Here is a 13143-nt window from a genome sequence, read left to right as displayed (position 1 = left end):
GCCTTATATGCGACAGAATTAAATTAAAAAGTAATCATAATAAATTAAAAGTAAAATGCAAAACAAAGGATTTGTAAAAGTTTTTGCGGTACTTCTCACGCTGGTATGCGTGTTCTACCTCTCTTTTTCCTTCGTTACCCGCCACTATACTAATAAGGCAAAAGAAGTAGCGAATGGTAATGCTAAAGTAGAACAAGAATACCTGGACTCTCTCGCTAATGAGCCAGTCTGGAAAATATGGAAGTGGAATTACACGCTGAAACAATGTCGTGAAATGGAGATTAGTTTAGGTCTGGACCTTAAAGGTGGTATGAACGTCATCCTTGAAGTATCGGTACCTGATGTTATTAAAGCACTGGCTGACAACAAACCTGATGAAAACTTCAATCAGGCATTGGCAACTGCTGCCAAACAAGCTGTCAACAGCCAGGACGATGTGATCACCCTATTCGTTAAGGAATATCGCAGAATAGCACCGGACGCCAAACTTTCTGAACTTTTCGCGACACAACAGTTGAAAGACAAAGTTAACCAGAAATCATCTGATACTGAAGTAGAGAAAGTATTACGTTCTGAGGTAAAAGCAGCCGTAGAGAACTCTTATAACGTACTCCGTACCCGTATCGACCGTTTTGGTGTGGTTCAACCCAATATCCAAAGCCTCGAAGATAAAATGGGACGCATCATGGTAGAACTTCCGGGTATCAAAGAGCCGGAACGTGTGAGAAAACTTCTTCAAGGTTCTGCCAACCTGGAATTTTGGGAAACATATACAGCCAAAGAAGTATTGCCTGTTATGGAAGCTGTAGACAGCAGAATACGTAATGTTTTGGCAAGCTCTGTAGTAACCGATACTACCACAACCGTTACAGAAGAAGTTGTAGCAGAAGTAGCTCCTGCAAAAGCCATTAGCGTTACTGACAGTATTAAGGCCACACTGAAAGGTGACAAGCAAGAAGCTTCCAGCAACATGGAGCAAATCAAGAAAGAGCATCCATTGTTGGCTATTTTGCAGTTGAATACAAGCGGTCAGGGTCCTATCATTGGTTACGCCAATCATAAAGACACTGCTGAGATAAACAGATACCTCTCCATGAAAGAAGTAATGGCTGAACTTCCCAAAGACTTGCGCTTAAAATGGGGTGTTGCTGCAGCTGACTTCGCTCCGAAAGGACAAATTTTCGAATTGTATGCTATCAAATCTACAGAACGTAATGGTAAAGCTCCACTTGAAGGTGATGTAGTAACAGATGCAAAAGACGATTACGATCAACACGGTAAACCGTCTGTAAGCATGTCTATGAACTCTGACGGTGCACGCCGTTGGGCACAATTGACCAAGCAAAATATTGGACGCTCCATTGCTATCGTACTTGATAATTATGTATACTCTGCTCCGAACGTAAGTACAGAAATCACAGGTGGTAACTCAATCATCACAGGTAACTTTACTCCGGAACAATCAAAAGACTTAGCAAACGTTTTGAAGTCAGGTAAGATGCCTGCTCCTGCACACATTGTACAGGAAGATATCGTAGGTCCGTCATTAGGTCAGGAATCTATCAACGCAGGTGTATTCTCATTCGTTGTGGCACTTATCCTGCTAATGATTTACATGTGTGCTATGTACGGATTTATCCCGGGCATGATTGCTAATGGTGCATTGTTCCTCAATTTCTTCTTCACGCTGGGTATTCTTTCATCCTTCCAGGCAGCACTGACAATGTCGGGTATTGCCGGTATGGTGCTTTCACTTGGTATGGCAGTAGATGCAAACGTACTTATCTATGAACGTACGAAAGAAGAGTTGCGTAGTGGTAAAGGTGTAAAGAAAGCATTAGCCGATGGTTACTCAAATGCATTCTCTGCAATTTTCGACTCCAACTTAACTTCAATCATCACCGGTATTATCCTGTTTAACTTTGGTACAGGTCCTATCCGTGGTTTTGCCACTACCTTGATTATCGGTATCCTCTGCTCATTCTTTACAGCAGTATTCATGACTCGTATCGTTTACGAACACTTCATGAATAAAGACAAGTTGTTGAATCTGACATTTACCTCTGCAATCTCTAAGAATCTGCTGGTAAATACTCATTTCGACTTCATGAAGAACAATAAACGTTACTTCATAATCACAGGTGTTATCATTCTGGTATGTATTGCTTCATTCGCAATCCGTGGTTTGAGTCAGAGTATCGACTTCACCGGTGGACGTAACTTCAAGGTGCAGTTTGAACAACAAGTAGAACCGGAACAGGTACGTGAATTGATTGCAAGTAAATTCGGTGATGCCAATGTAAGTGTAATCTCTATCGGTACTGACAAGAAAACCGTTCGTATCAGTACTAACTACCGCATCGAAGAAGAAGGTAATAATGTAGATTCTGAGATTGAGGCATATCTGTACGAAACACTGAAACCATTGTTAACTCAAAACATTTCATTAGCAACTTTCATTGACCGTGACAACCATACAGGTGGTAGTATTGTCAGTTCACAAAAGGTAGGTCCGAGTATTGCAGACGATATCAAAACATCTGCTATCTGGTCTGTTGTTCTGGCTCTGATTGCTATCGGTCTGTATATCCTGCTTCGCTTCCGCAATATTGCTTATAGTGTGGGTTCTGTGGTAGCATTGACATGCGATACTGTGATGATTATCGGTGCTTATTCGCTGTTGTGGGGATTGGTTCCGTTCTCACTGGAAATTGACCAGACATTTATTGGTGCTATCCTGACAGCTATCGGTTACTCTATCAATGATAAGGTGGTAATCTTTGACCGTGTGCGTGAGTTCTTCAATTTGTATCCGAAACGTAACAAACGTTTGCTGTTCAATGACTCACTGAATACAACATTGGCCCGTACTATTAATACTTCATTGAGTACATTGATCGTGTTGCTGTGTATCTTCATCCTGGGCGGTGACTCTATCCGCAGCTTCGCATTCGCAATGATCCTGGGTGTTGTCATCGGTACACTGTCTTCTCTGTTCATTGCTTCTCCTATTGCCTATACAATGATGAGTAAAAAGAAAGAAACGGCAGAAACTGCGACTGTTGCTGTAGAATAATAACAGACAACTTATATAAAAAAGAAGAGGAGAAAGTTATGATAGCTTTCTCCTCTTCTTTTTTATAATAAGGCTGAGACTTTATAATACTGGAATAGAAACTTACAGAAAATAGCTATCCAATAAAAGAGTTCTTATGCGCTGAAAGGGTGATAACCTTAAAAAGATAACAACTCCGGTTGTAGCCAAAAGCTATAAGCATGATATCTCAACAGAACCAAATATTCGGAATGTACAGGCTTTCCCCAAGAATTATCACCGCCTACTCCTTTTTGTGCATAATCAATATTCAGATAATAATCTTTCTCTTCTACCATATCTACTGACGAACGCATCCGTGTACCTTCTTTAGTAAAATATCCGTTCTGTCCCGTAAACTGAATATTAAAACAGAATATTGGTTCACCTGTTACTTTCAAAACATGTCCATTGGGACTCTTTAATTGCAACCAACGAACATCTGTACGATACCCATTCTCTTGCGGACGGATATAGTTATAAGGAAGTTCATAAACCGGTATCTCATATCTTCCTACTAATGCAGCAGTTTTACGATCCGAATAGTTCTCCCAAGGACCACGTCCATACCATTGTGCCAATGAAAGTTCTGAATTTATATTGGCAACCTGTCCTATCCGGGGAATGGACATATTGGATTCTCCATTATAATAATTCGGTGTAAAATAGTTATCTACTCGTATCGTACCATCAGCATACACTGTGTAATCCGTATCAAAGAAAATAGTGTGCTGGGGTTTATCCGAAACAGTAAATTGAGTTTTAATATGTACCTTTATCTGACCATATTGCTTTATTCTCTTAGACACAGCAGCAACAGGTTCTGCTGTAACCTGTAATACTTTCATTTTAGAAGCTGCATCTTTCCAGACATTGTTCTCACTATCCCAGTCATCATTATCTGTATTAACACGCCAAAAATCGGGTAGAAGGGAAGATTTCAGATAGTCAAAATTCTCATATTGCAAAGATTTCAATCCACCTTTTTGTTTATCAAAAAGCAAATTCAGCCCACGTTCTCCTTTTATACCGATCACAGTATCATTCTCCCAATAAGTCAATGTTTGGCTTAGCGTATCAACGGTCATTTTTTTAGCCGAACGGTTCAATGGAATCTGATCATAAGCGACTGTCCAACCCTTAGGCAACAAACCGTCTGCTTCCTTTTGCTTGAATTCGACATTCAAAAAGTATTCATATTGATCAGAAAGAATCGTTTGATAGGGTATAGTCAACAAGCCAGTTGCGCGAGGCGTTAATGCAAACGGTATACTACCACTTTCTACTACGTTCCCATCCTGCAAAACATTCCACACCAACTGATATTTATCAGCATTGGTAAATGAAAACGTATTTGTCACTTCAAACATCTTCTCTCCCAATTTACTACGCCGTACGCGCAAGCTTTGTAAAACTTTCCTAGCCTCATACGCATGGGGATTAGGTTTTCTATCCGGAGAAAACAATCCATTAATACAAAATGCCCCATCATTACGAATCTTTTCCTGACCAAATCCACCTCCGTACTCATAGTAATGTACCCCATTACGATACGCATCCATTCCCTGATCTACAAAATCCCATACAAAACCACCTTGTAACACCGGATAAGTCTCTATCAGATCCCAGTAATCCTGAAAATTCCCAAGACTATTACCCATAGAATGTGCATACTCACATTGAATGAGAGGCATACGAGTATCGGGCGACAAGGCATAGTTCTTCATAATCTCTCCTTTCATATACATGGGACAATAAATATCCGTATGCGGTAAAGTCCCTGCCTGCTCAAACTGTACCAACCGACTCTTATCAAGTGTTTTCAGCATTTTATAACCTTCGATAAAATTGAGGCCGTCACCACATTCATTACCCATAGACCAGATAATAACTGAAGGATGGTTTTTATCTCTCTGAAACATACGATTCATACGATCCAAATGAATATCTGTCCATTCGGGATCACAGGCTATGTGTTTTTGAGGATCTATTACATTCTGTAAAGCCGCTCCCAAACCATGCGATTCAATATTAGCCTCATCAACTACATATATCCCATATTTATCACACAGCTCATAGAAATAGGGATCGCACGGATAATGACAGGTACGAATCGCATTGATATTAAATTGTTTCATCAACTCAATATCCTTCTCCATTGTTTCACGAGGAATATAATGTCCATATTTAGGATGATGTTCATGTCGGTTAGCTCCTTTTATATAGATAGGAACCCCATTTACCAAAAGCTGTGCATTCTTTATTTCGACTTTACGAAATCCTACTTTACATGAGCTATACGTGGTTTTACCATCTATCTCCTCTATCCCAATTAATAATGTATATAAATACGGTGTTTCAGCAGTCCAGTGTGTACAGTTCTCAATTACCTTTTCCAAATTCATATTTTGTTCTTTCAATCCGGACAAGGTAATGGTTTGTTTTTCTCCCCAGACTTCTTTATTCTCTTTATTAACTAAAGAGAAAGAGACATTAACCGAGGTTTTCCGTGCCTGAGTATTTTTTAGCGTATAGTTCAATTCCAACAGACCGTTCTTGTATTGTTTATCCAAATCTCCTATAACAAAGAAATCTTTTAGAAACACCGGAGATGTAGCATATAACCATACATCTCTTTTTATACCCGCCAATCGCCAAAAGTCCTGGCATTCCAAATAAGAACCAATGGAAAAGCGATAGACTTCAAGAGCTATCACATTCTCTTTCCCATATTGTATGTAAGAAGTTACATCAAACTCCGCCTGCATCTTAGAATCCTGAGAATACCCAACCTTTTGCCCATTCACCCAAATATAAAAAGCAGACTTGACAGCTCCCAGATGAAGTACCACACGTTTGTTCTTCCATGCCAAAGGTACATGAATTGTACGCCGGAATGCTCCTACAGGATTCCATTCCGTAGGAACACGATACGGATAAGGATTCACATAATTAAATTCGTAAGGATGATTCATATACAAAGGTTTATCATACCCTTGTAAAGGCCAACTACCTGGTACATCAATATCATCCCACTGAGACACATCAAAGTCCATCTGATAAAAGTCAGCCAAACGTTCGGTAGGTTTGTCGCAAAAATGGAATTTCCATTTACCATTCAGCAATATATTATCCGGAGCATTCTCATATCCCCCTCTCAATGCTTCATTTCTATCCGAATAATACCAAAACGTAGCACGTCCGTCTTCTCTGTTTATCCCGGTTATACGAGGATTTTCATACTCTTTCTGCTGTGCAGATGCAGATATACCAAGCATACATAATACAATATATATAATCTTCATTCTCTCCTATATTTTAAAACAAACAATAACTCCCCGATACATAAATATTTCCACATTAATGCATCAGGGAGTATAATACCTATTGATTAACCTATATTATTCATTTACAATCTTTCGTGTCACTACATCACCATTTACAGTCTGTACTTTCACTACATACATGCCACGGGGCAATATAACAGAAGCTTCATTTATATCTCCGATTTTCTCACCAACCGCTATTCCATCCACCGAATATACATTTACCTTGTTTAAACCGTTACCTTTTGCATAAATAGTTCCATCTACCGAATAAATCCTTACCGCTGTTTCAGTATCATTCACATTCTGCAAGCCGGTTGAGACCTCTTCACGTCCATCAAATTCATCATTCAACACGATTTCATCGATATAGAACTTACCGGCAGGATTATCCCAATTATCTTCGCCATTGAATCCGAATAGAAATTCGATAGCAGCAATCGATTCACCTTTCAGTTCGGATATATCCATAACAAAATCTTCCCAAGCATTTGCATCATAAGGCATATATTCAGATCTAGCCTGATTACCCATATGATCCTTAACAATAACTCTGACTGTTTGTCCACCCGTATACATCATAATGTGAAGATTTGTATTCGGATAAGATGCCTTAACATAACCATTAATCGGCAATTGCAAAGCATGCCACCATGTAGCAGAAGCAGGTTTATTATAGCACAACGCTTTCTTAGTCAGATTTACAGATTCTGAAGCCGGATTATCTACTATCGAACAAGAAGCATTCGGATCAAACAGAGTCCAATCCAACAAATTCGTAGCTGTCATATCAGGGTCATCGAAGTTCACAATGTCAGTAATTTCAAGTTTATTTGCTCCATCCGGATAGAAGGTATCCAACAATTGGAAATCATCAAATAAATACTTTGTTTCGGGTACAGCTCCCGGACCACCCCATTGTAACTCCGGCTGTATCATTATCTTCCCAATACCTTTAGCATTCTTCAAATACTCCGACAAATCAATTACAATATCCTCCCAGGAGTTTGCCTTTGTATTGTTGAACATCAATTGATGTAACTGATTAACACCGCTTTCGTCATATATATGTATTTCACTTGCCCCCCCGATTCTTGTGCGATACATTTTAAAATGAAGATAAACGTGCTTATCCGACGCAGGTTTGAAATACACGCCTTCGGCCGGTAACATATTTACTTTATGCCACCAATCATGCTGGTTGGTAGCAGTAATCGCATAACACTTTTCCGATTTATTAATACTGTTCTTCTGAGGATTATCTTCAACACCTATCCTCTCTTCTCCCGTTCCTTCATAAGAAATATTCTCTAATACTAAAGAACTACCTTCAAAGTCCTCCCACAGAGGAGTAGAAATTTGTGCATTAACCCCCAATGCAAACACTGCCGTACATAAAGTAATAATTTTCCTTTTCATGATAAAGTTATTTAAAGTTATACAATCTGTTTTGAAAACGACCGCAAGTTAGCGAGGAGTCTAAAAAGCGGGATTCACGCTAGTAACATTCACTCGCTAATTGGTAACAACCGGCTTATTTTATATATTTTATACCTGTCACCGAGTTTGGCGCCAGTATTATGAGGCTTTTTTTATTAGAAAAAGCGGTTTCTGCACCATTCATTCCTCTTTCCGTATAAGTCACCGTATATTTTTCAATCTTTGAATAGTCCGCTTCCGAAAAAAGAGCAATCTTAACAGGATACTGATATTTATTGACTATAACCGTACAGGCCTCACCATTATTATTAATTAATGAAACCACATTCAAGTACTCCTCAGCTTCTGTATAATCAGTCTCCACAACCCGATTTTCACCTATACCGAGTCCAAGTGTTTTCGACAATAATCTGAATACATACGCTTTAGGCAGTAATCTTCCTTTTTTATTGCGTACATCCCATGCATAAAGCCCGTGTGCATCTGCTGAAATGCCTTGTTCAGTCGTTCCGTTTTCTGCAATTGCCTGTAAATAGTTCCAATGCATAGCTCCTGCCAGACCGTCGCGCATCCAGTTTACCAAACAATTCCCGACAAACAGATGTGATTTTGTTCCGATATAAGTTACCGAATCCGCAGCATTGCTAATAGATGTACTCCATTCTGTGAAATAAACCGGTAAATCACCATAGCCGAATTTTGCCAACTGTCCCTTTACCCTTGTTACAGTCTCTTGCTCTGTAGGAATGCCATAATCGCCATATACATGATGAGAATAGAAATTGAAGTTATCCTTATTAATACGTATGTCGGCAAAAAAATCACGATTCGTACTGCCACCGACTCCACCATCCGAATGAGTCACAACAGAAGTTCCTCCCATCGGCATATCGGGAGTAATCTCCCTTACTACTTTTACACAAGTCATATAAATATCCGCCAAAGCTGCTCCTGCCGATGCATACGGGCTCTTATCAATCGTCATGAAATAACCCGGCTCATTATAGACCTCTACCCAGTCTATATATTTGTAGTAACGGCTATATACTTTACGAACAATATCTGCATAAACATCCAAATCCATCGGTACCCCTTTACTGGTTCCGTTGTATGCTAACCATCCCGGACAATAAGCAATAATCATCATTACTTTCATCCCGCTCTTCTTGGCACGAACAGCCAGTTCCAGGTCCGAGAAGTCCCAGGTATCCGGATTCTGCACATCATTTACATTATTAATATAGTCTTGATAAGTTATATTGGAAGGCAAAATTTTCTCAAGCCACATATCACAACGAATACAATTGAACCCGGCCTCTGTCAACTGAGGCAATATCTTACGCGAATGGGGTAAAGAAGGGTTCTGGCATCCACCAAATAACATATTACCGCAAGTATTATTTATTTTCCCGAAATCGACTGTAACATTCAAAGCATCACTGACCTCCTCATCAGTTGTAAACAAAACCTCACTCAATCCGAAAGCATTACCTCCCCAATTACCATTACCAATAGTTTTAGCAATCTGAAGACGTACATAACGAGCCTGAATACCCGATAGACGGATCGGAGTATTCTTTCCATCATTCAGATTGGTAGCATTCAGTCCGTCAATTCCGGAGGCCTGTGCTAACTGGAACGGATAGTTTGCATCAACCACGTAACCGGGATTTTCGGGAGCAGCCAATTCTGTCCAATTGGTATAGTCATCGGAATATTCTATTCGCATATTCTTCACCCCCTTGTTCAAATTGCCGGGTCGGTTGAAATTCCAGATATACAATCCCTGCAAACGATAGGATTTCTTTAAATCGAATGTCAGCTTCACATCTCCCAACACTCCCGACCGACTACACCACATGGTAGAGCCATCGGCAGCATCGTCATGCGTAGCATCCAAAGATTTCTCCGACATACCCGAAAAGTTCACCAAATTGCCAGACAGCATGATACCATCCGAGTTACTAGCAGACACGCTGACAAATGGAATAATATTTTCAGTTCCAGCCGCACTTAACGACAACGAACAGAAAAAAGCAAGCAGCATATAAATCAATTTCTTCATCATTTATTTATTAATTGATAGATTCATTAAAATTTAACTCATTATTAGAAGGCCAAATAATAATCTACAAGCGGATAATCATATCATTTATTTTTTACAGGGTTCAATTACTCCCCAGGAAGTATTTGGTTTGTCTCCCATTTCCAGAATTAACTCTCCCCCCTTGAGTAGTTCTGAGGCCGGAAAATAAAATTGTTCCAATTCTTTTCCGTTCAAAGTAGCACTTTGAATATATTTATTACTCCTGGATACATTACGGGCTTCAATTGTAAAAGTTTTGCCACGATTATAGCGCTCGCCCAAGTCGATTACTACTTTTTCATAAAGAGGACTGGTTATCTCGTAAATGGGATCAACACGGCATCCTCCATCAGTTTGGAAGAGCCCTAATGTAGCCATCACAAACCATGAACTCATTTGCCCCTGGTCTTCATCGCCCAAATATGCATTGGCAATACCGGAACCATAATAGTTATCGATGATAGAACGAGACCATTTCTGAGTTAACCAAGGTTTATTTGCCCAATTAAACAAGAAAGCAAAGTGCATAGATTGCTGGTTACCTTGCACTACCGGATAATCCCAATACTGATCATTCGGAGCATTGTATCTCCAAGGTTCACTTGCTTCAAATCCCCAGTTCAGACGATCAACAAATTTTTTCTCACCTAACATATTAATCAGAGCTGGAACATCTTGAGGAACAAAGAAACTCAACTGCCAAGAATTACCTTCCACATAATGATGATCACGCCCCGATTGAAACGGATCAAAGTCAGATATAAAGTTACCGGCAGTATCACGCATATGCGCAAACCCATTCTCGGGATTAATGGCATTTTTCCACCAGTAACCACGTTCGTTAAAAGTATCATACTCCGTATATTTACCCAATGCTTTAGCCATTTGTCCAACCGTCCAATCATCATATGAGTATTCTAAGGTATTTGAGAAACGTCCTTTTTCAATAGGTACATATTTATACTGGAGATAAGGAATCAAATCACGATTCCCGGCAAACCCACCTGCAACATGCGTGGCAGGAGTGGTCTGCATCTTCTTCATAGCCTCGAAAGCTTTCTCCGAATCAAAATCACGGATTCCCATCTGATATGCCGCTACAATCAGAGGAATCTCATGTTCAGCCACCATCACCGGGATATACTCCATTCCGGCAGGACCTTTGGCCAGCCAACCGTTTGAATCATACATCGCCAGTTGCGAGTTCACCCACTTAGAACTCCATTCCGGAGTTACAAGATTCCAGAATGGATTCAAGTTCCAAAACGAATTCCAAAAAGCATCACATCCTAAAGCCGCATGTTCCGGATTAGTAAACTTACGCACTTTTTCATCAGGAGACATCCATTCACCGTTTATATCACTAAAAAGATTACGACAAAGTGCCCTGTACATATTTGTATAGAAACGTACTTTTTCAATACGATCATTCGTTGTTATAGTTAAACGGTCCAGAATGTCATTCCATACTTTCTTCTGATTCTGCACAACAGCATTAAAATCCCAATCAAAGCGGTCGGTAATCTCTTTTTGCAGATTTTCTGACGCATTAGCTATACTGACAAACGAAATACCGGTACGAAGCTGAACTACCGGATGTGTCCGTGTATCAAACTCTACATATAAACCGGCATCTTTCAAATCTTTTCCAGAAATACAATTCGAATCTACGAGTTGTGTATTTTTCCATCCGCCTATTTTCTTGATAGGAGCGTCGAACTCTATCACAAAATTCACCACATAATCCTGATCAGCATCATTACTCCATACACCAGGAGAATATTGATGGCAATATCCTTCAATTCTGTAATCGCTTACTTGTTCTACTTCAACGTCCGAAAGTTTATAATCATATTCCGCCTGAATATGCAAATCTATCATAACACGTCCATCCCGGTCTTTCGGAAAAGTATACTTCTGAAAACTAGCTCTTTCCGTAGCGGTTACTTCTGCTAGAATTTCCGTATCAGTAAGAAATACTTTATAATAGCCCAAAGGAGCTTCTTCACTTTTTTTATCAATACGCGAACGATATCCCTCATCCGGCCGGAACTGATCACCTACTTGCGTAAACAGTTTACCATTCGTAGGCATTATTCCAAGCCCGCCCATTGTCCATTCATGAATATGACTGAAACAACCTAATGTTTCGAATGTAGGCTGATAACCAGCTTGCCAACCTCCATTTTGATTATCAGGACTCAATTTTACCATACTAAACGGCATCCAAGGACCGGGAGCAATCATCCAACGCGAATGTGCCGTACCTATTTTCGTATCTACATAGTCAGCAAAAGTTTGTAAAGTTTGAGGAGAGCGAATCACGGAACCTTTCTCCAGCAACTGATTATTCGCAAAAACCTGATACTCACTCTTTTTATTCTTTTTGACAGCAGGCATCGGAACTTCAAAAATATAACGTGCAGTATCCAACAAGGCTGTAAAGATTTCTACTCCATCAAGTTTTACCATTAATTCCGGTTGCCCTTTCAGATGTTCTACATCTACTAACAAAGGCTGAAATTTTACTCCATTCTGTTCTATTTCATAAGTAGCAGATGATACATTACGCAGGAAAGCAAATTCATTATTTTCACCCAATATATCACTGTTCCCTTCCAGGCGAATCTGATCGAATACAATCCAGCCGCCCTCAAGTATCGAAATCTTAACAGTATTCCCTCCTTCCTTCAAGTCGATGGCTTTAACGGGAAACTCCAATATTTGTTCTTTCGCTTCTTTCATATCGCCTTCAAGTACTTCTTTAGAGTGGCCTTTTATCTCAAATTTTCTCTCTACTGAATTTACTGTTACTTTCACTAGTGAACGGGTCGGATTAGCATCTACCAAGTCGACAATCAATTTAAATTCACCTTTCTTCGGCAATTTTGCAACATTAAATAAAATATTCGTTTCATGCGTTCTCCAACCGGAAGTATGCCATGTTCCTCCCCACGTATCGTCGGGGCCGGGTAATACATAAGGAAAATCCTTTTTAGCCACTGAAGTACCGATGATATAATAACGATCTTCATACCCGAAATCATTTGCCAGGAATTTTTTATATTCAGAGGGTCCCATCGCCAAATCGGCTCCGGAATTATCTCCACGACCAATCGTCCATACCACTTTGGCAGAAGCCAGAGAAGCGACAAAGCAGATCAACAAACAAAAGGAAATTACCTTTCTCATAATAA

General features: G+C 39.8%; 5 protein-coding genes. 1 reads left to right on the top strand and 4 read right to left on the bottom strand.

Annotation, left to right across the window (positions count from 1 at the left end):
• Positions 1-55 precede the first annotated feature (55 nt).
• Positions 56-3076, top strand: coding sequence for a protein translocase subunit SecDF (gene secDF, locus HCG69_RS05020; RefSeq protein ID WP_221649128.1), 3021 nt, complete (start codon positions 56-58; stop codon positions 3074-3076).
• Between the two features lie 158 nt (positions 3077-3234).
• Here the strand turns inward: secDF and HCG69_RS05015 are convergent, their stop codons facing one another.
• From HCG69_RS05015 to HCG69_RS05000, 4 genes are all read right to left on the bottom strand, one after another.
• Complete coding sequence (locus HCG69_RS05015; protein ID WP_221649127.1) at positions 3235-6399, bottom strand: glycoside hydrolase family 2 TIM barrel-domain containing protein; 3165 nt, start codon at positions 6397-6399, stop codon at positions 3235-3237.
• A gap of 96 nt (positions 6400-6495) precedes the next feature.
• Entirely contained in the window at positions 6496-7839 is a 1344-nt protein-coding gene (locus HCG69_RS05010) for a T9SS C-terminal target domain-containing protein (protein ID WP_221649126.1), read from the bottom strand.
• A 115-nt stretch (positions 7840-7954) separates the two neighbouring features.
• Complete coding sequence (locus tag HCG69_RS05005; RefSeq protein WP_255585436.1) at positions 7955-9928, bottom strand: discoidin domain-containing protein; 1974 nt, start codon at positions 9926-9928, stop codon at positions 7955-7957.
• A gap of 84 nt (positions 9929-10012) precedes the next feature.
• Complete coding sequence (locus HCG69_RS05000) at positions 10013-13138, bottom strand: GH92 family glycosyl hydrolase (RefSeq protein WP_221649125.1); 3126 nt, start codon at positions 13136-13138, stop codon at positions 10013-10015.
• Between the last annotated feature and the right edge of the window lie 5 nt (positions 13139-13143).

Origin of the sequence: Bacteroides sp. K03 (assembly GCF_019734355.1) — a bacterium.
In the GTDB taxonomy this organism is placed as follows: Bacteria; Bacteroidota; Bacteroidia; order Bacteroidales; family Bacteroidaceae; genus Bacteroides; species Bacteroides nordii.
Note: the sequence above shows the minus strand (reverse complement) of the source record. Positions and strands in the feature narration are given on the sequence as shown.